20 protein-coding genes are annotated in these 21,523 nt (G+C 71.0%); 11 read left to right on the top strand and 9 right to left on the bottom strand.

Annotation, left to right across the window (positions count from 1 at the left end; genetic code table 11):
* The first annotated feature begins 73 nt into the window (after positions 1 to 73).
* Genes ACVW2K_RS06815 through ACVW2K_RS06795 form a run of 5 tightly spaced genes read left to right on the top strand, consistent with a single transcriptional unit; the run spans position 74 to position 4,976 of the window.
* Positions 74 to 1,018, top strand: a complete 945-nt coding sequence (locus ACVW2K_RS06815) for a hypothetical protein (RefSeq protein WP_028636413.1) — start codon at positions 74 to 76, stop codon at positions 1,016 to 1,018.
* A complete protein-coding gene (locus ACVW2K_RS06810; RefSeq protein ID WP_457202007.1) occupies positions 1,015 to 1,617 on the top strand; it encodes a DUF4129 domain-containing protein in 603 nt (200 codons plus the stop codon). The genes ACVW2K_RS06815 and ACVW2K_RS06810 overlap by 4 nt, the downstream gene beginning before the upstream one ends.
* Positions 1,614 to 2,711, top strand: coding sequence for a DUF4350 domain-containing protein (locus tag ACVW2K_RS06805; protein ID WP_457202006.1), 1,098 nt, complete (start codon positions 1,614 to 1,616; stop codon positions 2,709 to 2,711). Before ACVW2K_RS06810 ends, ACVW2K_RS06805 begins: the two co-directional genes overlap by 4 nt.
* Positions 2,708 to 3,673 carry an AAA family ATPase gene (locus ACVW2K_RS06800; RefSeq protein ID WP_457202005.1) on the top strand — a complete coding sequence of 322 codons (966 nt, stop codon included), beginning with the start codon at positions 2,708 to 2,710 and terminating at the stop codon, positions 3,671 to 3,673. Before ACVW2K_RS06805 ends, ACVW2K_RS06800 begins: the two co-directional genes overlap by 4 nt.
* A 10-nt stretch (positions 3,674 to 3,683) precedes the next feature.
* Positions 3,684 to 4,976 (top strand): DUF58 domain-containing protein, encoded by a 1,293-nt coding sequence (locus ACVW2K_RS06795; RefSeq protein WP_457202004.1) that lies wholly within the window; start codon positions 3,684 to 3,686, stop codon positions 4,974 to 4,976.
* On the opposite strand, the gene ACVW2K_RS06790 is transcribed toward ACVW2K_RS06795, so the two are convergent.
* A complete protein-coding gene (locus ACVW2K_RS06790; protein ID WP_457202003.1) occupies positions 4,973 to 5,968 on the bottom strand; it encodes a stage II sporulation protein M in 996 nt (331 codons plus the stop codon). The two genes, ACVW2K_RS06795 and ACVW2K_RS06790, sit on opposite strands and share 4 nt — an antisense overlap.
* Positions 5,969 to 6,029: 61 nt before the next feature.
* Here ACVW2K_RS06790 and ACVW2K_RS06785 point away from each other — a divergent pair, with 61 nt between their 5' ends.
* The 4 genes from ACVW2K_RS06785 to ACVW2K_RS06770 all read left to right on the top strand — a co-directional run bounded on the left by ACVW2K_RS06785 (position 6,030) and on the right by ACVW2K_RS06770 (position 10,543).
* Positions 6,030 to 6,839 carry an RDD family protein gene (locus ACVW2K_RS06785; RefSeq protein ID WP_028636417.1) on the top strand — a complete coding sequence of 270 codons (810 nt, stop codon included), beginning with the start codon at positions 6,030 to 6,032 and terminating at the stop codon, positions 6,837 to 6,839.
* A gap of 281 nt (positions 6,840 to 7,120) precedes the next feature.
* Positions 7,121 to 8,503: an ABC transporter substrate-binding protein gene (locus ACVW2K_RS06780; RefSeq protein ID WP_028636418.1), complete on the top strand. Its 1,383-nt coding sequence runs from the start codon at positions 7,121 to 7,123 to the stop codon at positions 8,501 to 8,503.
* A gap of 132 nt (positions 8,504 to 8,635) precedes the next feature.
* The gene (locus ACVW2K_RS06775) at positions 8,636 to 9,598 is read left to right on the top strand and encodes a carbohydrate ABC transporter permease (RefSeq protein ID WP_457202002.1); all 963 of its coding nucleotides are present in this window, start codon (positions 8,636 to 8,638) and stop codon (positions 9,596 to 9,598) included.
* Between the two features lie 231 nt (positions 9,599 to 9,829).
* A complete protein-coding gene (locus tag ACVW2K_RS06770) occupies positions 9,830 to 10,543 on the top strand; it encodes a carbohydrate ABC transporter permease (protein WP_457202001.1) in 714 nt (237 codons plus the stop codon).
* Between the two features lie 8 nt (positions 10,544 to 10,551).
* Here ACVW2K_RS06770 and ACVW2K_RS06765 read toward each other — a convergent pair whose 3' ends face one another.
* Positions 10,552 to 11,907 (bottom strand): GH1 family beta-glucosidase, encoded by a 1,356-nt coding sequence (locus tag ACVW2K_RS06765; protein WP_457202000.1) that lies wholly within the window; start codon positions 11,905 to 11,907, stop codon positions 10,552 to 10,554.
* A gap of 47 nt (positions 11,908 to 11,954) precedes the next feature.
* Here ACVW2K_RS06765 and ACVW2K_RS06760 point away from each other — a divergent pair, with 47 nt between their 5' ends.
* Positions 11,955 to 12,974, top strand: a complete 1,020-nt coding sequence (locus ACVW2K_RS06760) for a LacI family DNA-binding transcriptional regulator (protein ID WP_028636422.1) — start codon at positions 11,955 to 11,957, stop codon at positions 12,972 to 12,974.
* Here ACVW2K_RS06760 and trmB read toward each other — a convergent pair.
* Complete coding sequence (trmB, locus tag ACVW2K_RS06755) at positions 12,940 to 13,671, bottom strand: tRNA (guanosine(46)-N7)-methyltransferase TrmB (protein ID WP_036569534.1); 732 nt, start codon at positions 13,669 to 13,671, stop codon at positions 12,940 to 12,942. The genes ACVW2K_RS06760 and trmB overlap by 35 nt on opposite strands.
* A gap of 19 nt (positions 13,672 to 13,690) precedes the next feature.
* On the opposite strand from trmB, the gene ACVW2K_RS06750 reads away from it, so the two are divergent.
* Positions 13,691 to 15,034 (top strand): aspartate aminotransferase family protein, encoded by a 1,344-nt coding sequence (locus tag ACVW2K_RS06750; protein ID WP_457201999.1) that lies wholly within the window; start codon positions 13,691 to 13,693, stop codon positions 15,032 to 15,034.
* A 132-nt stretch (positions 15,035 to 15,166) separates the two neighbouring features.
* On the opposite strand, the gene tuf is transcribed toward ACVW2K_RS06750, so the two are convergent.
* The 6 genes from tuf to ACVW2K_RS06720 all read right to left on the bottom strand — a co-directional run bounded on the left by tuf (position 15,167) and on the right by ACVW2K_RS06720 (position 21,421).
* Positions 15,167 to 16,360, bottom strand: coding sequence for an elongation factor Tu (tuf, locus tag ACVW2K_RS06745; RefSeq protein ID WP_028636425.1), 1,194 nt, complete (start codon positions 16,358 to 16,360; stop codon positions 15,167 to 15,169).
* 69 nt (positions 16,361 to 16,429) lie between these two features.
* Entirely contained in the window at positions 16,430 to 18,541 is a 2,112-nt protein-coding gene (gene fusA / locus ACVW2K_RS06740) for an elongation factor G (protein WP_028636426.1), read from the bottom strand.
* 69 nt (positions 18,542 to 18,610) lie between these two features.
* Positions 18,611 to 19,081: a 30S ribosomal protein S7 gene (gene rpsG, locus ACVW2K_RS06735; protein WP_028636427.1), complete on the bottom strand. Its 471-nt coding sequence runs from the start codon at positions 19,079 to 19,081 to the stop codon at positions 18,611 to 18,613.
* A gap of 1 nt (position 19,082) precedes the next feature.
* Positions 19,083 to 19,457, bottom strand: coding sequence for a 30S ribosomal protein S12 (gene rpsL, locus ACVW2K_RS06730; protein WP_028636428.1), 375 nt, complete (start codon positions 19,455 to 19,457; stop codon positions 19,083 to 19,085).
* Between the two features lie 135 nt (positions 19,458 to 19,592).
* Positions 19,593 to 20,969: an MFS transporter gene (locus ACVW2K_RS06725; protein ID WP_036569537.1), complete on the bottom strand. Its 1,377-nt coding sequence runs from the start codon at positions 20,967 to 20,969 to the stop codon at positions 19,593 to 19,595.
* Positions 20,969 to 21,421: a MarR family winged helix-turn-helix transcriptional regulator gene (locus tag ACVW2K_RS06720; RefSeq protein ID WP_051548805.1), complete on the bottom strand. Its 453-nt coding sequence runs from the start codon at positions 21,419 to 21,421 to the stop codon at positions 20,969 to 20,971. Before ACVW2K_RS06720 ends, ACVW2K_RS06725 begins: the two co-directional genes overlap by 1 nt.
* Positions 21,422 to 21,523: the final 102 nt, after the last annotated feature.

Here is a 21,523-nt window from a genome sequence, read left to right as displayed (position 1 = left end):
GCCACCGCCCGCGCCGCCGCGCCAGGTCTGGGCGCCGTCCCCGCCGAGCGGGTCACCCGGCGTTCCTCGCGGGATGCTCGGCGCCGCGCACAAGCCCGGCGCGATCCCGTTGCGACCGCTGAACCTCGGGGACATGTACGACGCGGCCTTCCGCATCATCCGGTTCAACCCCCGGGCCACCGTCGGCTCGAGCGTGCTGGTCGCGGCGGTCTCCATGGCGCTGCCGGTGCTGCTGACCGCGATCCTGACGTTCGCCGTGGACCTCACCTCCGACGGCTCGGGCGACCTCTCGACCGGTGAGGCGATCGCGATCGCGGGCACCACCGGCTCGTTGCTGCTCGGCAGCGTGCTCCAGTCGATCGGCCTGCTGCTGGTCACCGGGATGGTCGCCCACGTGGTGTCGGCGGCTGCGATCGGTCGCCGGCTGACCCTGGGTGAGGCCTGGGCCGCGACGCACGGCTCGCGATGGCGACTGGTCGGCCTGACCCTGCTGCTGGGCCTGATGGTGCTCGGCCTGCTGGCCGCGTACGGCGCGGTCTGGGTGGTGCTCGCCCTGGTCGCCCCCACCTGGTTCCTCGTCGTCTTCGGCGTCGTCACCGCGCCGGCGTTCCTCGCCTTCCTCGTGTGGTGGTGGGTGCGCGTGTACTACCTGCCCGTCCCGCCGCTGATGATCGAGCGGATCGGGATCACCGCCGCGATCGGCCGGGCGTTCCGGCTGACCCGCAGGCAGTTCTGGCGGACGCTCGGGATCGGCCTCCTGACGCTGGTCGTCGCCGGGATCGCCGGCAGCCTGCTGGCCCTGCCGTTCACGATCGCCGCCCAGATCGTGCCCCTGGCGATGTCCGGCAGCCAGTACTTCGCGATCGTGACCGTGGTGCTCACCGCGCTCGGCACCGTCGTGCAGGCGGCGTTCGTGACGCCGTTCAGCGCCGCGGTCACCTCGCTGCAGTACCTGGACCAGCGGATGCGCAAGGAGGCGTACGACGTCGAGCTGATCGCCCGGGCCGGCATCACGTGACCATCGAGCCGCCCCTCGATCCCTCCGCCGACGAGGCCCGCCACCTGCTCGAGCGCGAGCTCGTGCACCCGGAGTACCACCGGCACGACGTGCTCGGACAGCTCCTGGACTGGCTCGAACGGTTCGTCACCGGCACCGTCGACGCGGCCTCGGCCGCACCCCCGCTGTCGACGTTCCTGGCGATGGTGGCCTTCCTGCTCCTCGCGCTCGCGCTCGGGTGGCTGCTCTCGCGGGCCCGGCGAACCGCGCGCGCCGAGCGGACCGGCGCGGTCGTCGCGCCCGACGAGGTCCTGACCGCTGCCGAGCTGCGCCGCCGCGCCGAGCTGGCGCTGGCGGCGGGCCGGAACGCGGAGGCGGTGGTCGAGGGGTTCCGGGCGCTCGCCGTGCGCCAGGTCGAGCGCGGGTGGCTCGACGACCTGCCCGGCGCCACCGCGCACGAGGTCGCAGCTGCGGTGGGCACCGCGCACCCGGAGGCACGCGGCCGGGTCGACCGGACCGCGGCGCTCTTCGACGAGGTCCGGTACGGCGACCGCCCCGCCTCCCGCGACCAGGCGGCCGACGTGCTCGCCCTCGACGACGCACTGGCGGGCCGCTCGTGAGCTGGGTGCGCCGGCACCGCGCGCTGCTCCTCGTCCTGACCGGCCTCGTCGTGGCGGTGGCGATCGTGGCCGTCACCGACGCCCGCACCACCAGCGGTGGCCGGCTCGACCCGGACAACCCCGACCCGGCCGGCGCCCAGGCGGTCGTCCGGGTGCTCGCGGACCAGGGGGTCGACGTGACCGTCGTGCGCGACGCGGACGCACTCGACCGGACGGCGGTCGACGCGGACACGACCGTGGTGGTCACCTCGACCGACCAGCTCGGGCGCAGCACGATCCGGCGGCTGCGGACCCACACCGCGGACGCGACGCTGGTGCTGGTCGAGCCCGGCCCCGGCACCACACGTGCCCTCGGGGTGAAGGCGCCGCCGTCCGCGGTCACGATGAGCGAGGCGCGGCCCGCGGACTGCGACGAGCCGCGCTACGACGGCCTGGACGTCGTGGTCGACCGCGGCGTGGAGTACCCGGTCGACGGCAGCTGCTTCGGCGGCCTCCTGGCCGAGCCCGCCGCGGGGACCGTGCTCCTCGGCGCAGGTGACGCCCTCTCCAACGACCAGGTGCTGCGCGCCGGGAACGCCGCGGTCGCCCTGCGCCTGCTCGGCGAGCACCCGCGCCTGGTGTGGTACGTGCCGAGCCTCGACGACCTGGTGGCCGATGACGGGGTCAGCCTCGCGACGCTGCTGCCCGACTGGCTCCGTCCGGCGCTGTGGCTGGGGCTGCTGACCGTGATCGCCCTGATGCTGTGGCGGGGCCGCCGGTTCGGCGCCCTCGCCACGGAGCCGCTGCCGGTGGTCGTCAAGGCGATCGAGACGACCCGGAGCCGCGGCCGGCTGTACCGGAAGGCCGGCGACCGCGGGCACGCGGCCGCCGCCCTGCGTGCCGCCGCCCGCGAACGCGCCGCGACCCGGCTGCGCCTCGGCGCCCACCCCGACCCGGCGGTGCTGGTGCGCGAGCTCGCCCGCCAGACCGGCCGTCCGGCCGAGGACATCGAGCGACTGCTCGGACCGACCGCGCCGGCACCCACCACCGACCACGACCTGATCACCCTGGCCAGCAGCCTGGCCGAGCTCGACAGAGAGGTACGCCGACCATGACCGAGATCTCCTCCGGTGACGCCCGTGAGCGGCTGGCCGCCGTACGCGCCGAGGTCGCCAAGGCCGTCGTCGGCCAGGACGCCGCGGTGTCCGGGCTCCTCGTCGCCCTGCTGTGCGGCGGGCACGTGCTCATGGAGGGCGTGCCGGGCGTCGCGAAGACGCTGCTCGTGCGCACGCTCGCCGCGGCGCTCTCGGTGGACACCCGTCGGGTGCAGTTCACCCCGGACCTGATGCCGGGCGACATCACCGGCTCGATGGTGATCGACAGCAACCGCGGCGAGCTGAGCTTCCGCGAGGGCCCGATCTTCACGAACCTGCTGCTCGCCGACGAGATCAACCGGACGCCGCCCAAGACGCAGTCCGCCCTCCTGGAGGCGATGGAGGAGGGCCAGGTGTCGGTCGACGGCGTCTCCCGGCAGCTGCCCCGGCCCTTCCTGGTGGCGGCGACCCAGAATCCGGTCGAGTACGAGGGCACCTACCCGCTGCCCGAGGCCCAGCTGGACAGGTTCCTGCTCAAGGTGGTGCTGCCGATCCCCGACCGCGAGGCCGAGCTGGAGATCCTGCACCGGCACGCGTCCGGGTTCGACCCGCGCGACGTCGCGGGCGCCGGTGTGACAGCCGTCGCCGGGGCCGACGACATCGACGCCGGACGCCGGGCGGTCGCTGCGGTGCAGGTCTCCCCCGAGGTGACCGGCTACATCGTCGACATCGCCCGGGCGACCCGGGAGTCGCCGTCGCTGAGCCTGGGCGTGAGCCCGCGCGGTGCCACCGCGCTGCTGCGCTCGGCGCGGGCCTGGGCCTGGCTGACGGGTCGCGACTTCGTGACGCCAGACGACGTCAAGGCGCTCGCCCACGCGACGCTGGTGCACCGGCTCGGCCTGCGGCCCGAGGCCGAGCTCGAGGGCGTCGACGTCGCCCAGGTCCTCGCGTCCGCCCTCGGCTCGGTGCCGGTGCCGCGGTGATGGCGGGCTAGTGGCGATCACCGGCCGGGTCCCGCTGCTGCTGCTCCTCGGAGTGGTGGCGGTCGCGCTGCGCCCTTCGCAGGGCACCGTGTGGCTCTGGGTGCTCGCCGTGGCGCTGCTGGTGGGCGCGGACCTGCTGCTCGCGCCGTCGACGTCCGCCCTGTCGATGGTCCGGCCGCCGGTCGGGACGGTCCGGCTCGGCCACCCGGCCGAGACGCGGTTGCTGGTGGTGAACGAGTCCGGGCGCCGGGTCCGCGGGCGCCTGCGCGACGCGTGGCAGCCGACCGCAGGAGCGTCGGGCAACCGGCACCGCCTGGCCCTCGACGCCGGCGACCGCGCGGTGCTGCGGACTCCGCTGCTGCCCCGCCGGCGCGGTGACCTGCGCGCGGTCGGGGTGACGGTGCGGCTGCGCGGCCCGCTCGGCCTGGCGTACCGGCAGCGCACCCGGGTGGTCGAGGGCGCGGTGCGCTCGCTGCCGCCGTTCGAGTCGCGCAAGCACCTGCCTAGCCGGCTGGCCCGGCTCCGCGACCTGGACGGGCGCGCCGCCGTCCGCGTGCGGGGGCAGGGCACCGAGTTCGACTCGTTGCGCGAGTACGTCCGCGGCGACGACGTCCGCTCGATCGACTGGCGGGCCAGCGCGCGGAACCGCAACGTGGTCGTGCGCACGTGGCAGCCGGAGCGCGACCGGCGGGTCGTGCTGGTGCTCGACACGTCGCGTACGTCGGCGGGCCGGGTCGGCGACGTGCCCCGGCTCGACTCCGCGATGGACGCCGCGCTGCTGCTCGCCGCTCTGGCCGCCCGCGCCGGTGACCGGATCGACTTCGTGGCCGGCGACCGCCGGGTGCGCAGCCTGCTGCGCTCGGCCGGCGCGCGCGACGTCGCCGCGAACCTCCAGGAGGCGATGGCCGACCTCGAGCCGGAGATCGCCGAGGCCGCCTGGGGCCAGCTCGCCGGCGCGGTCACCGGGCTCGGCCGCCAACGCGCGCTCGTCGTGCTCCTCACGCCGCTGGAGCCCGCCGCCGTCGAGGAGGGCCTGCTGCCGGTGCTGCCCGCGCTGACCCGTCATCACCGGGTAGTGCTCGCCTCGGTGCGCGACCCCGCGCTCGAGGAGCTCGCCGCGGGACACGCGTCGCTCGACGAGGTGTACGACGCCGCCGCGGCCGAGCAGGCGATCGGCCGGCGGCGCTGGACGGCCGACCTGCTGCGCGCCCTCGGCGTCGACGTGATCGACGCCGACGCCGAGCGACTGCCGCCGGCGCTCGCCGACCACTACCTCGCCTTGAAGGCGCGGGGCCTGCTCTAGACCTGGGTCGCCACCCGGTCCTCCAACAGCGTCCCGTCGAGGTCGCCGGTCTGGCCGCGGTGGAAGGCCTGGCGGCCGAGCACGAAGACGTACGCAAGGAAGACGCACTCGGCGAGGACCCCGATGCCGATTCGGGCCCAGGTGGGCAGTCCCGACGGGGTCACGAACGCCTCGATGCAGCCGCTGACGAACAGCACCGCGACCAGCCCCAGGGCGACGGTGCCGGCCGTCCGGCCCTCACGCGCCAGGGACTGGGTGCGGGTCAGCCCACCGGGCTCGACCCACGACCAGAAGAGCCGGAGACCGACACCACCGGCCACGAAGACGGCCGTCAGCTCGAGGATGCCGTGCGGGAGGATCAGTCCCCAGAAGTGACCCGCATGGCCGTGCCGGATCATGATCGAGCCGATGATCGCGAGGTTCGCGATGTTGTTGAAGAGCAGGTAGACCACCGGCAGCCCGAGCACCCCCAGCGCCAGGCAGAGCGCGGTGACCCACGCGTTGTTGACCCAGACCTGCGCCGCGAAGTGACTGGCGGCGTACTCGCTGTAGTAGTCCTCGAAGTCGTGCGAGACAAGCTGGTCGACCTCGTCCGGCGACAGCAGGCTCTGCTCGACGTTCGGGTGGTGCAGCAGCCAGAGCATCATCACCGCGGTCACGGCGACGCTGCCGGCGATCGTGCCCAGCCACCACCACCGGAGCCGGTAGAGAGCGGCGGGGAACCGCTCCGCGAAGAACGTGCGTACGCCGGCCCAGGTGCTGGCGCGCGAGCCCGCGGCCCGGTTGCGCGCCCGGGAGAGCAGCGAGGACAGGTGCGCGACCAGCGAGGGGTCCGGCGCGGAGGTGCGGACCACGGAGAGATGGGTCGCGACCTGCTGGTACCGCTCGACCAGCTCGTCGGCCTCGGCACCGGACAGCCGGCGCCGCCCGGTCAGCTCCTCGAGGCGGTGCCACTCGGACGAGTGCGCGGCGACGTACGCGTCCAGGTCCATGCGGGGAGCCTAGGCCGCACGCACCCCCGAGAGGCAGGCGCCGCACTCCTAGACTGACCGCGTGGCGGCCCACGAGTTCGCGACCCTCACGACCGACGACCTGGTCACGGGCGAGGCGGTCGCGCTCGACCTGCCCCCGGCCAGTCTGGGCTCGCGGATCGGATCGGGCCTGATCGACGTCGTCGTCACGTTCACGCTGCTGGTCGCGCTGGTCGTCGGCCTGGCGATCGCGGCGATCCACACCGACGACGCCCTGGTCGAGGTCGCGTCGCTGGCGGCGGTGATCGTCTCCTTCCTGGTCTTCCCGACCGCGCTGGAGACCCTGACCCGCGGCAAGTCGCTGGGCAAGATGGCCTTCGGACTGCGCGCGGTCCGCGACGACGCCGGCCCGATCTCCTTCCACCACGCGTTCGTCCGCGCCCTGGTCGGTGTCGTCGAGATCTACGTGTTCTTCGGGAGCCCGGCGTTCTTCTCCGCACTGCTCAGCCCGCGCGGCAAGCGCCTCGGCGACTACGCGGCCGGCACGTACGTCGTCCGCGAGCGGGTCCGGCTGCGCCTCGTCCCGCCCGCCGCGATGCCGCCCCAGCTGGCGTCGTGGGCGCGTTCCGCGGACCTCGCCGCGCTGCCCACCGGGCTCGCGCTCGCCGTGCGCCAGTTCCTCGGGCGGCTGCCCACGATCGACCCGGCCTCGCGGGCCGCGATCGGTGGCCGGCTCGCCGAGGCGGTCGCCGAGCACGTCGCACCGCCACCGCCTCCCGGGACCCCGGCCGACGTGTTCCTCGCCGCGGTGATCGCCGCCCGCCGGGAGCGGGACACCGCCCGGCTCGCACGCGAGGCGGACCTGCGCCGACGGCTCACCACGCGTCGATGACGGAGGGGACGACGAGGGCGTTCGGGCACGTACTCGCGCACCTGCGCCCACCGGTCCAGACGGCTGAGCGAGACCATCTTGTGACGTGCCCGGGCTGGACAGCGTCCTTCCCGTCGTGGGAGCGTTCCCACTGAAATGTGACGTGCGTTACGTAAACGTTACGGCCCGTCCTTGACGGGCCCGGACGTAAACGTTTGCATCGTCTCCGACGGAGAGCGGGTTCCGGGCACAACGCGGACCCAACGACGGACCTGCTGAGAAACGCAGAAGGGAATGCACGCATGCGATCACGCAACACGCGCCGGGGGTTGGCAGTCGCTGCCGCTCTCGCGACGGGACTGGTTCTCGCCGGCTGCGCCAGTAGCGACAGCGGCGGCGGCGACGCCGTCAGCGGCACCTGGCCGGGTGACGGCAAGGCCGAGTGCAAGGGCCTCGAGCAGCTCGCCGACTTCGGGGACCTCTCGGGCAAGGAGATCTCGGTCTACACCTCGATCGTCGCTCCCGAGGACAAGCCCCACATCGACTCGTGGAAGCTCTTCACGACGTGCACCGGCGCCACGCCGAAGTACGAGGGCTCCAAGGAGTTCGAGACGCAGCTGAAGGTGCGCGTCCAGGCCGGCAACCCGCCGGACATCGCGTACGTCCCGCAGCCGGGCCTGCTGCAGACCCTGGTCGGCACCGGCAAGGTCGTCGAGGCGCCCTCGCAGGTCTCGGACAACACCGACAAGTGGTTCGGCGAGGACTGGAAGGCGTACGGCAGCGTGGACGGCAAGTTCTACGCCGCCCCGCTGGGCGCCAACGTCAAGTCGTTCGTCTGGTACTCCCCCAAGATGTTCTCCGACAACGGCTGGGACGTCCCCAAGACGTGGGACGACATGCTCGCGCTGTCGGACAAGATCGCGGCCACCGGCATCAAGCCGTGGTGCGCCGGCATCGAGTCCGGCGAGGCGACGGGCTGGCCGGCCACCGACTGGCTCGAGGACGTGCTGCTGCGCTCCGCCGGCCCGGACGTCTACGACCAGTGGGTCAGCCACGACATCCCGTTCAACGACCCGAAGGTCGCCGACGCGCTCGACGAGGTGGGCGGCATCCTGAAGAACGACAAGTACGTCAACGGCGGCATCGGTGACGTCTCGTCGATCGCCACGACGGCGTTCCAGGACGGCGGCCTGCCGATCCTCGACGGCAAGTGCGCGATGCACCGCCAGGCGTCGTTCTACGCGGCCAACTGGCCGGAGGGCACCGACGTGTCGGAGAACGGCGACGTCTTCGCGTTCTACCTCCCGACCATGAGCGAGGAGTTCGGCAACCCGGTCCTCGGCGGTGGCGAGTTCGTCACCGCGTTCTCCGACCGTCCCGAGGTGCAGGCCTTCCAGACCTACCTCTCGACCGACGTGTGGGCGAACGAGAAGGCCAAGGCCTCCCCGAACGGCGGCTGGGTCAGCGCCAACAAGGGTCTCGACATCAACAACCTGGCCAGCCCGATCGACCAGCTGTCCGGCGAGATCCTGCAGGACCCGAACGCGGTCTTCCGCTTCGACGGCTCCGACCAGATGCCGGCCGAGGTGGGCGCGGGCTCCTTCTGGAAGGAGATGACGAACTGGATCACCGGCGAGAGCACCAAGGACGCCCTCGACAACATCGAGTCGTCCTGGCCGTCGTGATCGACGCGTGACCACGGCCGGGTCGCGAGCGCAGACGTGCTCGCGGCCCGGCCCCCGTCGTACCGCCATCATCCGGATCCACCCGGCCGCTGAGCCGCCGCTCGCCGGCCCGTAGCCATCGGGAGTGCCTGTATGTCGACAGGTGAGAAGTTCGCCCAGATGTTCATCGCGATCGCCCTGTTCTTCGTGGTCGTCGCGGTGATCCTCCTGCTGACCCAACGGATGCGGAGTCGGACCGGAGAGGTCGTCCAGGCTGCCGCGTTCGTGCTGCCCGCTGTGGCGCTGATCCTCCTCGGCCTGCTCTACCCGGCGGTCACCAGCATCTACCAGTCGCTCTTCGACCAGACCGGCAGCAACTTCGTCGGGCTGGACAACTACAAGACCGTCTTCACCGACTCCGAGCAGCTGACGGTGCTGCGCAACACCGCGGCCTGGGTGATCCTGGTGCCGCTCTTCTCCACCGCCATCGGGCTGATCTATGCGGTGCTCGTCGACCGGTCCCGCTTCGAGAAGTTCGCCAGGGCCCTGATCTTCCTGCCGATGGCGATCTCGCTCGTCGGCGCGTCGATCATCTGGAAGTTCGTGTACGACTACAAGGACTCGAGCCAGACCCAGATCGGGATCGCGAACGCCGTCCTCAAGGGCCTCGGCCTCGACACCTACAAGTTCATCCTCAACGACCCGTGGAACACGCTGTTCCTCATCATCGTGCTGATCTGGGTCCAGACCGGGTTCGCGATGACGATCCTGTCGGCCTCCATCAAGGCGATCCCCGACGACATCGTCGAGGCGGCCCGGCTCGACGGGGTGGGCGGCGTCAAGATGTTCCGCTACATCACGATCCCGAGCATCCGGCCGGCGCTGATCGTCGTGCTCACGACGATCTGCATCACGACCCTGAAGGCCTTCGACATCGTCCGCACGATGACCGGCGGCAACTTCAACACCAGCGTGCTCTCCTACCAGTTCTACCGGGAGTACTTCATCTCCACGAACCAGGGCCTGGCCACGGCGATCGCCACCGTGATCTTCCTGCTCGTGATGCCGATCGTCGTCTACAACGTCCGTCAGATGCGCAAGCTGGAGGCACGATGACCGCCACAAACCCCGACGTCGCCGAGCTCGGCGCTCAGGGAGCTGCTCCCGGGCCGGAGACCGGTCTCCACCAGCGCCCGCAAGGCGCTCAGCTCCCCGTGGGCCTCCCTGGCAGCGATCGTCATCGCGGTCGTCTGGACGATCCCGACCCTCGGCCTGTTCATCACGTCGTTCCGCCCGGAGAGCGACATCACCTCGAGCGGCTGGTGGACCTTCTTCACCAACCCGACCGTGACGTGGTCCAACTACGACGAGGTGCTGCACGGCAGCGACACCAACCTGGTGACGTACTTCGTCAACTCGCTGGTGATCACGATCCCCGCCGTGATCATCCCGATCAGCCTGGCCACCCTCGCGGCGTACGCCTTCGTGTGGATGAAGTTCCCCGGACGCGACTTCCTGTTCGTGGCGATCTTCGCCCTGCAGATCGTGCCGATCCAGGTGACGCTGATCCCGCTGCTCAAGCTCTACGTGCACCCGCCGCTGAACCTGGTCCCGCTGGCCGGGCCGGACGCTCCCGGCGGCGGCTTCTACACGCTGTGGCTCTCCCACACGATCTTCGGGCTGCCGCTGGCGATCTACCTGCTGCACAACTTCATGAGCCAGATCCCCGGCGAGCTCATCGAGTCCGCCCGGGTCGACGGCGCGGGCCACGTGCAGATCTTCACCCGGATCATGCTGCCGCTGATGGCGCCGGCGATCGCGGCGTTCGGCATCCTGCAGTTCCTCTGGGTGTGGAACGACCTGCTGGTGGCGATCACCTTCGGCGGCCCCAACACCTTCCCGCTGACCGCACGGCTCGCCGAGCTGTCCGGGACGCGCGGTTCGGACTGGTTCCTGCTGTCGGCGGGTGCCTTCGTCGCGCTGGTCGTGCCGCTGATCGTCTTCGTGTCGCTCCAGCGCTACTTCGTGCGCGGGCTGCTGGCCGGAAGCGTCAAGGGCTGACCGGGGCGTCAGGTCGTCGGACCCGACCCGGACGCGATGTGTTCCGCGAGCCAGTGGTAGGACGCCTTCGGCGTCCGGGTGAGGTCCGAGGGGTCGATGTGCACGATGCCGAAGGTCTTGGTGTAGCCCTCGGCCCACTCGAAGTTGTCCAGGAGCGTCCAGACGATGTACGCCCGCACGTCCGCACCGGCCGCGCGCGCCCGCTCCGTGGCGGCGATGTGGTCACGCAGGTAGCCGATCCGGTCCTGGTCGTCCAGGCTGGCATCCGGGTAGGCCGCGCCGTTCTCGGTGACCAGCACCGGGAGCCCGGTGCGCCGGTGGGTGTCGACCAGCAGCTCCTCGAGCCCGATGGCGTCGACCTCCCAGCCGATGTCGGTGCGCGGCTCCCGGACGACGAACGAGACCGGGGTCGCGCCGGGGTACGCCTCGACCTCGGGGTGCCGGGCGAGCGACGGATCGGCCAGGGTGGGGCGGAACGGCGTGTAGTAGTTGACCCCGATCCAGTCGGCCGAGCCGCGGACCAGGGCCAGGTCGCCGTCGCGCACGAGCCGCGGGTCGGCGAGCTCGGGGGCCACGCGCAGCAGGCCCTCGTCGTACGCACCGTCGACGAGGGGGCCGACCCAGACCCGGTTGCGGACCGCGTCGAGCTCGTCCGCCGCCTGCGCGGCCTCCGCGGTCTCGGGCCAGTACGGCGCGAGGTTGTGCACGATGCCCAGGTCGGACACCCCGGCGTCGTGGAGACGGGCGGCGGCGAGACCGTGCGCGAGGTTCAGGTGGTGGGCCGCACGGTGGCCGGCGCCACCCTCCTTGCGCCCCGGCGCGTGCACGCCGGCGGAGTAGCCGAGGTACGCCGCGCACCACGGCTCGTTGTGGGTCGCCCAGACGCGCACGCGGTCGCCGAGCCGGTCGTGGACGACGCTCGCGTAGTCGGCGAACGCCTCGGCGGTGTCGCGGTTCAGCCAGCCGTCCCGGTCCTCCAGCTCCTGCGGGAGGTCCCAGTGGTAGAGCGTCGCGGTCGGGCTGATGCCCCGTGCCAGGGCCGCGTCGACCAGCCGGTCGTAGTGGTCCAGGCCGCGCTGCTCGACCCGGCCGGTGCCCTCGGGCACGATCCGCGGCCAGGCCACCGAGAAGCGGTACCACTGGGCCCCGGAGCCCGCGACCAGGTCGAGGTCCTCGGCGTACCGGTGGTAGGAGTCGCAGGCCACCGAGCCGTCCCGCCCGTCCCGGACCGCGCCCGGGCGGGCGGCGAAGGTGTCCCAGATCGAGGCGCCCCGCCCGTCCTCGGCGGTGGCCCCCTCAACCTGGTACGCCGCGGTCGCGACGCCGTAGGACAGCCGGGAACCGTCGGGGAGGTGCTGGGTCATGCGCTTCACCCTAGTGGCTCGGCGGTCTTTTTGGGAGCGCTCCCAGCATGACCGGCATCAAGGACGTCGCCCGCGAGGTCGAGATGTCGACGGCCACCGTCTCCCGCGCGCTGAGGGGCCTGCCCGGCGTGTCCGAGGAGACCCGGACCCGGGTGATGGAGACCGCGCGCCGGCTCGGCTACGTGCCGTCGCCGAGCGCCGCGGGCCTGGCCAGCGGGCAGACCCGGACCGTGGCGGTGATCGTCCCGTGGGTGACCCGCTGGTTCTTCGCCGCGGTCGTGCAGGGAGCCGAGGAGGTGCTCCGCGAGCACGGCTACGACCTGCTGCTCTACAACCTGGCCGGCGACGAGTCCGCCCGGCACCGGGTCTTCGAGACCAGCCTGCTGACCAAGCGCGTGGACGCGGTCCTGGTGCTGAGCCTGAAGCCCAGCCTCGACGAGCTGGGCCGCCTGGACAAGCTCGGGCGGCCGGTGACGATCGTCGGCGCCGACGTGCCGGGCTGGGCGACGGTGCGGATCGACGACGAGCAGGCAGCGCGCACCGCGACCCAGCACCTGCTCGGCCTCGGCCACTCGCGGATCGCCTACGTCGGCGGTGCGCTCGAGGGCGTCCTCGACTTCACCGCCCCGGCTGCGCGACTGTCCGGCTACCGGTCGGCGCTCGCGGAGGCCGGCCTGCGGCACGACCCCGCGCTCGAGGCCGACGGCGAGTTCAGCGTGGCCGGCGGCTCCCGTGCGGCCCACGACCTGCTGGAGCGTGCGGACCGGCCGACGGCGATCTTCGCGGCGTCCGACGAGATGGCGTTCGGGGTCCTCCGGACCGCCCGCGAGGTCGGGCTGCGGGTGCCCGAGGATCTCTCGGTGATCGGGATCGACGACCACGAGATGGCGGAGATCTTCGACCTGACGACGGTGGCGCAGCCGGTGCACGAGCAGGGCCGCGTGGCCGCGCAGCAGGTGCTCACCGCGCTCGAGGGCGCGCACTGGCTCCCCGAGCAGGTCCTGCTGCCCACCCGGCTCGTGGTCCGGCGTACTACCCGGGCACCCGGGAGTAGCGCAGGTCGGTGATGTCGCGGCCGGCCGCGAGGCCCTTCCGCTCGAACTTGGTCACCGGGCGCTCGGACCAGCGCTCGGTGACGCCGCCCTCGAGCAGCGGCTCGGCGTCCAGCACCTCGACCATCTGCTCGGCGTAGTCGCCCCAGTCGGTGGCCAGCCGCCACTCGGCTCCGGGCGCGAGCCGGGTCGCGGCGAGGCGGGCGAACGCCGGCGTCACGAGTCGCCGCTTGTGGTGCTTCTTCTTGTGCCAGGGGTCCGGGAAGAAGGTCCACAGCCCGGCGAGGCTCTCCGCCTCGACCAGGTGCTCCATCGACCAGACCGCGTCGACACTGAGCATCCGGACGTTCTCCAGCGCGGCCTCGCCGATCCGGGCGAGCGTGTCCGCGACGCCGGGGCGCCAGACCTCGAAGGCGACGACGTCGTGGTCGGGACGGGCGGCCGCGAGCGCGACCGTCGACTCGCCGATCCCCGAGCCGATCTCGACGACGAGCGGCGCCGTACGCCCGAACATCCCCGCCAGCGTGAAGCCGGGGTCGTCCACCGCCTCGTCGGGCAGCCACCACCGCTCGGCGTACGCCGCCCACGCCTGCGCCTGCCGCGGTGTGAACCGGGCGCCGCGCCGCGAGTAGGTCAGCACCTCGCGCATCGTCCGACCGTCGTCGGTCAGCTTGTGGTGCGGGCGTGCGGGTCGGACGCGCTGTTCGGCCATGTCGTCTATCTTCCCCACCATGATCGATCGCGCCCGCATCGCCGCCCTCCGCGCCACCGAGGAGGACCGGTTCGCCGACCTCCATCCCCGCTCCGCCGCGCTCGCGGAGGAGGCCCGCGGCCCCCTGCTCGCCGGGGTGCCGATGCCGTGGATGACCCGGTGGCCGGGCCGGTTCCCGCTGTTCTTCGACACCGCGGCCGGGGCGCGGCTCGTGGACGTCGACGGCATCGAGTACGTCGACCTCTGCCTCGGGGACACCGGCGCCATGACCGGCCACGCGCTGCCCCAGGTCACCGACGCGATCGCCGCCCGCGCGGCCCGCGGCATCACCACGATGCTGCCGTCCGCGGACGCGGTCTGGGTCGGCGAGGAGCTCGTGCGCCGGTTCGGGCTGCCCTCCTGGCAGCTGGCGATGTCGGCGACCGACGCGAACCGCTTCGTGCTGCGCTTCGCCCGCCACCTCACCGGCCGGCCGCGGGTCGCGGTCATGGACTGGTGCTACCACGGCACCGTCGACGAGACCCTGGCCGTGCTCGACGGCGACGCGGTGGTGGCGCGGCCGGGCGCGCTCGGCCCGCAGGTGCCGGTGTCCGAGACGACCGCGGTGGTGCCGTTCAACGACGCCGACGCGCTCGACCGGCGGCTCGCGGTCGGCGACGTCGCGTGCCTGCTGATGGAGCCGGCACTGACGAACATCGGCATCGTGCTGCCCGAGCCCGGCTACCTCGACGCGGTCCGCGAGATCACCCGCCGGTACGGCGTGCTGCTGGTGGTCGACGAGACGCACACGCTCTGCGCGGGTCCCGGTGGCGCCACCGCTGCCTGGGGACTCGAGCCCGACCTGCTGGTGGTCGGGAAGCCGATCGGCGGCGGGGTCCCGTGCGCGGCCTACGGCATGAGCGCCGAGGTGGCGGGCCGGCTCTCGGGCCCGATGCTCGGCCACGAGATCGACGTCGCCGGCGTGGGCGGCACGCTGACCGGCAACGCGCTGGCGCTGGCGGCCATCAGGGCGACCCTGTCGACCTGCCTGCGCGAGGAGGACTTCGCGGTCGCCGTACCCCTGGCGGAGCGGTTCGCGGACGGCGTGGCCGGCGTGATCGCGGACGCCGGCCTGCCGTGGCACGTGCAGCGGCTCGGCTGCCGCGCGGAGTACTGGTTCTGCCCGCCTCCTCGCGACGGCGCCGCGGCCGCGGCCGCGGTCGACGAGGAGCTCGAGGGCCTCCTGCACCTGTGGTGCCTGAACCGGGGCGTGCTGCTGACGCCGTTCCACAACATGGCGCTGTTCAGCCCGCACCACACCCCCGCCGACGTGGACCGGCACACCGAGGCCTTCGCCGAGGCACTCGCTGCCCTGCTCTCCTGACGCCGAGTCGGCGCAGTCTCAGCTGAGACTGCGCCGACTCGGCGGGCATCCGGACACACAGAAGGGCCCCGACCGCCTTGCGGCGGCCGGGGCCCTTCTGGTCAGTGCTGGATCAAGCCGGGTGGGTCTGGATCACTTGGTGATCTTGGTGACCCGGCCGGCGCCGACGGTGCGGCCACCCTCGCGGATCGCGAAGCGCAGGCCCTCGTCCATGGCGATCGGCTGGATCAGCTCGACGGCCATCTCGGTGTTGTCGCCCGGCATGACCATCTCGGTGCCCTCGGGCAGCGTGACGACGCCGGTGACGTCCGTGGTCCGGAAGTAGAACTGCGGACGGTAGTTGTTGAAGAACGGCGTGTGGCGGCCGCCCTCCTCCTTCGAGAGGATGTAGACCGAGGCCTCGAAGTTGGTGTGCGGGGTCGTGGTGCCCGGCTTGATGACGACCATGCCGCGCTCGACGTCCTCGCGCTTGGTGCCACGGAGCAGCAGACCGACGTTCTCACCGGCCTGACCCTCGTCGAGCAGCTTGCGGAACATCTCGACACCGGTGACGGTGCTCTTCTGCGAGCCCTCGCGGATGCCGACGATCTCGACGTCCTCGCCGACCTTGACGATGCCGCGCTCGATACGACCGGTGATGACGGTGCCACGACCGGTGATCGTGAAGACGTCCTCGACCGGCATGAGGAACGGCTTGTCCGTCTCACGCTCGGGGGTCGGGATCGACTCGTCGACGGCGTTCATCAGCTCCATGATCGACTCGCCCCACTTGGCGTCGCCCTGCAGCGCCGGGAAGGCGGCAACGCGCACGACCGGGATGTCGTCGCCCGGGAACTCGTACTCCGAGAGGAGCTCGCGCACCTCCATCTCGACGAGCTCGATGAGCTCCTCGTCGTCGACCATGTCGCACTTGTTGAGCGCCACGACCAGGGCCGGCACGCCGACCTGGCGGGCGAGCAGCACGTGCTCACGCGTCTGCGGCATCGGGCCGTCGGTGGCGGCGACCACGAGGATCGCGCCGTCCATCTGGGCCGCGCCGGTGATCATGTTCTTGATGTAGTCGGCGTGACCAGGGCAGTCGACGTGCGCGTAGTGGCGCGCCTCGGTCTGGTACTCGACGTGCGCGATCGAGATCGTGATGCCGCGCTGACGCTCCTCGGGAGCCTTGTCGATCTCGTCAAACGCCGAAGCAGCGTTGAGATCGGGGTACTTGTCATGCAGCACCTTGGTAATCGCCGCGGTCAGCGTCGTCTTACCGTGGTCGATGTGACCGATGGTGCCGATGTTGACGTGCGGCTTGGTCCGCTCGAACTTCGCCTTAGCCACTGGGGCTCCTCCTGTGTGGGTTGTTACTTGACTCGTACAAGTTGTTGCAGCCGAGGGTCCTGACGAGGGTTACTCGCCGCGGACCTTCTTGATGATCTCGTCGGCGATGTTCGTGGGAACCTCGGCGTACGAGTCGAACTCCATCGAGTACGAAGCCTGGCCGGAGGTCTTGGACCTCAGGTCGCCAACGTACCCGAACATCTCGGACAGCGGCACGAGGGCGTTGATGACCATGTCACCGTGACGCTCCTCCTGTGCCTGGATCTGGCCGCGTCGGCTGTTGATGTCGCCGATGACCGTGCCGAGGAAGGTCTCCGGCGTGGTCACCTCCACGGCGAACATCGGCTCGAGCAGCACGGGCTTCGCCATGCGGGCGGCCTCCTTGAAGGCCTGGTTGCCGGCGATCTTGAAGGCCAGCTCGGAGGAGTCGACGTCGTGGTAGGCGCCGTCCTCGAGCGTGAACTTCACGTCGACCATCGGGTATCCGGCGAGCACGCCGAACTCCATGGCCTCCTGGCCACCCTGGTCGACCGACGGGATGTACTCCTTCGGCACGCGGCCACCGGAGACGTTGTTGACGAACTCGTAGCCCGCACCGGTGCCGGTCTCGGGGTCGATGTTCGGACCGAGCGAGATGACGACCTTCGCGAACTGACCCGAACCACCGGTCTGCTTCTTGTGCGTGTAGCTGTGGCTCTTGACCTCCTTGCGGAGGGTCTCGCGGTAGGCCACCTGCGGCTTGCCGACGGTCGCCTCGACGCGGAACTCGCGCTTCATCCGGTCGACGAGGATCTCCAGGTGGAGCTCGCCCATGCCGGCGATGATCGTCTGACCGGTCTCCTCGTCGGACTTGACCGTGAAGGTCGGGTCCTCGTCTGAGAGGCGCTGGATCGCGGTGCCCAGCTTCTCCTGGTCGCTCTTCGTCTTGGGCTCGATCGCGACCTCGATCACCGGGGCCGGGAACGTCATCGACTCGAGGACGACCTGGTTCTGCGGGTCGGACAGGGTGTGACCGGTCTTGGTGTCCTTCAGGCCCATGACGGCGACGATCTGGCCGGCGCCGACCGACGCGATCTCCTCACGCTTGTTCGCGTGCATCTGGTAGACCTTGCCGATCCGCTCCTTGCGGCCGTTGACCGAGTTGACCACGGTCGAGCCGGCCTCGAGCTTGCCGGAGTAGACCCGGACGTAGATCAGCTTGCCGAGGTGCGGGTCGGACGCGATCTTGTAGGCCAGGCCGGAGAACGGCTCGTCGTCGGACGGCTTGCGGGAGATCTGCTCCGCCTCGTCCTTGACGGAGTGGCCGATGATCTCGCCGATGTCGAGCGGCGAGGGCAGGTACTTCACGACCGCGTCGAGCAGGGGCTGGACGCCCTTGTTCTTGAACGCCGTGCCGCAGAGGACCGGGTTGAGCTTGTCGGCGAGGGTCGCGCGACGGATCGCGGCCTCGAGCTCCTCGACGGTGAACTCGCCCTCCTCGAGGAACTTCTCCATGATCGCGTCGTCCGCGTCGGCGAGCGTCTCGAGCAGCTTCTCGCGGTACTCGGCGGCCTGCTCGGCCAGCTCGGCGGGGATCTCCTCGACGGTGTAGTCCTCACCCATCGTGGTCTCGCCGCGCCAGGTGAGCGCGCGCATGCCGACCAGGTCGACGACGCCGAGGAAGTCGGACTCGGCGCCGATCGGGAGCTGGAGGACCAGCGGAGTGGAGTTGAGGCGCTCGACCATCATGTCGACGCAGCGGAAGAAGTCCGCACCGGTGCGGTCGAGCTTGTTGACGAAGCACATCCGCGGCACGGCGTACTTGTTCGCCTGGCGCCACACCGTCATGGTCTGGGGCTCGACACCAGCGACACCGTCGAAGACCGCGACCGCGCCGTCGAGGACGCGCAGCGAGCGCTCGACCTCGGCGGTGAAGTCCACGTGGCCGGGGGTGTCGATGATGTTGATCTGGTGGTTCTTCCACCAGCAGGTCGTCGCGGCGGACGTGATGGTGATGCCGCGCTCCTGCTCCTGCTCCATCCAGTCCATCGTGGCAGCGCCCTCGTGGACCTCACCGATCTTGTAGGTGATGCCGGTGTAGAAGAGGATGCGCTCGGTGGTGGTGGTCTTGCCGGCGTCGATGTGCGCCATGATGCCGATGTTGCGGACCTTGTTGAGGTCCGTGGTGATGTCGACAGCCACTGTCTGTGCGTTCCTTAGAAAGTAGGAAGAGCCGGTGGGCGGGAGCGACGTACGCCGCTCCCGCGCAGATCACCAGCGGTAGTGCGCGAAGGCCTTGTTGGACTCGGCCATCTTGTGGGTGTCCTCGCGCTTCTTCACAGCGGCACCGAGGCCGTTGGAGGCGTCGAGGATCTCGTTCATCAGTCGCTCGTGCATGGTCTTCTCGCGACGGTCAGCCGCGTAGCCGACGAGCCAGCGCAGCGCGAGCGTGGTGCCGCGCGTGCCCTTGACCTCGATCGGGACCTGGTAGGTCGCGCCGCCGACGCGGCGGGACTTGACCTCGATGGCCGGCTTGACGTTGTCGAGCGCACGCTTCAGCGTGACGACCGGGTCGGTGCCGGTCTTCTCGCGGCAGCCCTCGAGCGCGGTGTAGACGATCCGCTGAGCGACCTGCTTCTTGCCGTCCTGCAGCACCTTGGAGACGAGCTGGGTGACCAGCTGCGACCCGTAGACCGGGTCGACGTCGATCGGCCGCTTCGGAGCGGGACCCTTGCGCGGCATATCAGCTCTTCTCCTTCTTGGCGCCGTAGCGGCTGCGAGCCTGCTTGCGGTTCTTGACGCCCTGGGTGTCGAGGGTGCCGCGGATGATCTTGTAGCGGACGCCGGGGAGGTCCTTCACCCGGCCGCCGCGGACGAGCACGATCGAGTGCTCCTGGAGGTTGTGACCGACACCCGGGATGTAGGCGGTGACCTCGACGCCGCTGGACAGGCGCACGCGGGCGACCTTGCGCAGGGCGGAGTTCGGCTTCTTCGGGGTGGTCGTGTAGACGCGCGTGCAGACGCCTCGGCGCTGCGGCGATCCCTTCAGGGCAGGCGTCTTGTTCTTCGACACCTTGTCCTGGCGGCCCTTGCGGACCAGCTGATTGATGGTGGGCACCTGTGTGGTTCCCCTTCTTTTCGGCTCTCAGTACGAACGCTCTGCTCGCACGGTGTGCTGCTGCGTGTCCGGGTGGTGCGATCCCAACCGGCGCCGCTCTACCCCCGAGGTCGGGCGTGTCGCCCGGCCCCACGTTCAGCGAGAACTCGCGGTCTCGCCAACGGGGATTTCCGTGCCGGAGTCGGGAACCTGTCCTCCCGACTGCCTCCGGGCACGCGCAACGGCCTGGTTGTCCCAGACACGAGGAAAAAGACTACCTGTGGGCTCAACCGCATGCAAAACGCTGCGAGCACCCCCGCGGAGCCGCGCGTAGACGGCCAGCGCCAAGAGTACTCCCGCGACGGTGAGGGCGCCGCCGATCATCAGGCTCCAGCGCGCCCCGAGGTGCTGCCCGACCCAGCCGATGATCGGCGAGCCGAGCGGCGTACCGCCCATCACGATCGTCATGTACAGCGCCATCACCCGGCCCCGGATGGCCGGGTCGGACTCGAGCTGGAGCGTCGCGTTCGCGGAGTTGAGCAGGGTCAGCGTGCAGAACCCGATCACCGGGCAGAACAATGCGAACGCGAGGTACGTCGGAAGCACGCCGGCGACCATCTCCGCGACGCCGAAGCCGAGCGCGGCCACGACCAGCAGCCGCAACCGGATCCGGACCCGGCGGGCGGCCATCAGCGCACCGGTCAGCGACCCGACCGCCATCGCGGAGCCCAGGATGCCGAACTCACCCGCACCCTTGCCGAACACCTCGGTGGCCATCAGCGCGGAGGTGATCTGGAAGTTCATCCCGAAGGTGCCCGCGAAGAACACCATGATCAGGATCATCACCATCTTGGGCTGGCTGCGGATGTAGCGGACCCCCTCGATCAGCATCCCCGGCGTCCGGGCGCGGAGCTCGGGGGTGTTGAGCAGCGCGATGTTCATCCGCTGCAGCTGGGCGATCACCGCGAGGTAGGACACCGCGTTGATGAGGATCACCCAGCCGGTCGCCTCCGCTCCCCCGCCGAGCGCACCGATCATCAGGCCCGCGAGACCGGGCCCGAGGATCCGGGCGGCGTTGAAGCTCGCCGAGTTGAGGCCGACGGCGTTGGTGAGGTCGTCCTGGCCGACCATCTCCGAGACGAACGACTGGCGCGCCGGCGCGTCGAACGCGGCGCCGATGCCGAACAGCAGCGCGATCGCGTAGACGTGCCACGTCTGGGCCACGCCGAGCACGGCGATCACGCCGAGGACGAGCGCCGCGACCGCCATCGTCGCCTGGGTCAGCTGGAGGAGGCGACGCTTCGGGAAGCGGTCGGCCACCACGCCGGCGTACGGGCTCAGCAGCAGGACCGGGAGGAACTGGAGCCCGGTCGTGATGCCGAGCTCGGTGCCGCTGTTGCCGGGGAGACTGAGCACCAGCCAGTCCTGCGCCACCCGCTGCATCCAGGTACCGGTGTTCGACACCGCACTACCGGCCAGGTACAGCCGGTAGTTGGGGTTGCGGAGGGCGCGGAACGTCGGGCTCGTCGCTATCAGTCCTTCCGGGCGATGTTCTCGATGATGGGGGCGGCCTTGCGGAGGACGGCGCGCTCCTCGGGCGTCAGCTCGCGGAGCCGCTGCGAGAGCCAGGCGTCCCGCCGGTCGCGGTCGGCCAGCAGCCGGGCCCGGCCGGTGTCGGTGATGGCCACGACCACCTGTCGGCCGTCGGTCTCGTGCGGCCGGCGTTCGACGTCGCCGCTCTGCTCGAGGCAGTTGACCGTGCGGGTCATGGACGGGGGCTGGACCCGCTCGCTGCTCGCGAGCTCGCCGATGGTCAGCGCGCCGCCGTTGCGGAACAGGCAGCCGAGCACCGCCATCTGGTTGAGACTCAGCTCGTTGTCGGGGTGGCGCTCGTTCGCGAGTCGCCGCCGCAGGCGCATCACGCTGAGCCTGAGCTCCGAGGCGAGCCCGCCGTCGGTGCGCGCGGCCTTCTCCACTGTCGGCATATCGTTAGCATAACTCATTACCTGTGCTAAGTATTCCGGTCCGGGGTGGTAGGTCCGACCTGGAGGGTGGGCGGCGGCGTGGGCCGCTCGCTGTCGGCCCCC

This window comes from Nocardioides sp. HB32 (assembly GCF_054058995.1).
The sequence above is the reverse complement of the archived record's forward strand: the minus strand, read 5'-3'. Positions and strand labels throughout refer to the sequence as shown.

What these genes read in the sequence shown, in the direction of transcription:
- ACVW2K_RS06790 (WP_457202003.1), bottom strand. Translation starts at nt 5,968, where the DNA reads ATGGACCTGGACGCGTACGTCGCCGCGCACTCGTCCGAGTGGCACCGC.
- trmB (WP_036569534.1), bottom strand. Translation starts at nt 13,671, where the DNA reads ATGGCCGAACAGCGCGTCCGACCCGCACGCCCGCACCACAAGCTGACC.
- rpsG (WP_028636427.1), bottom strand. Translation starts at nt 19,081, where the DNA reads ATGCCGCGCAAGGGTCCCGCTCCGAAGCGGCCGATCGACGTCGACCCG.
- ACVW2K_RS06760 (WP_028636422.1), top strand. Translation starts at nt 11,955, where the DNA reads ATGACCGGCATCAAGGACGTCGCCCGCGAGGTCGAGATGTCGACGGCC.
- ACVW2K_RS06750 (WP_457201999.1), top strand. Translation starts at nt 13,691, where the DNA reads ATGATCGATCGCGCCCGCATCGCCGCCCTCCGCGCCACCGAGGAGGAC.
- ACVW2K_RS06780 (WP_028636418.1), top strand. Translation starts at nt 7,121, where the DNA reads ATGCGATCACGCAACACGCGCCGGGGGTTGGCAGTCGCTGCCGCTCTC.
- ACVW2K_RS06720 (WP_051548805.1), bottom strand. Translation starts at nt 21,421, where the DNA reads ATGCCGACAGTGGAGAAGGCCGCGCGCACCGACGGCGGGCTCGCCTCG.
- ACVW2K_RS06765 (WP_457202000.1), bottom strand. Translation starts at nt 11,907, where the DNA reads ATGACCCAGCACCTCCCCGACGGTTCCCGGCTGTCCTACGGCGTCGCG.
- ACVW2K_RS06775 (WP_457202002.1), top strand. Translation starts at nt 8,636, where the DNA reads ATGTCGACAGGTGAGAAGTTCGCCCAGATGTTCATCGCGATCGCCCTG.
- ACVW2K_RS06815 (WP_028636413.1), top strand. Translation starts at nt 74, where the DNA reads ATGCTCGGCGCCGCGCACAAGCCCGGCGCGATCCCGTTGCGACCGCTG.
- ACVW2K_RS06800 (WP_457202005.1), top strand. Translation starts at nt 2,708, where the DNA reads ATGACCGAGATCTCCTCCGGTGACGCCCGTGAGCGGCTGGCCGCCGTA.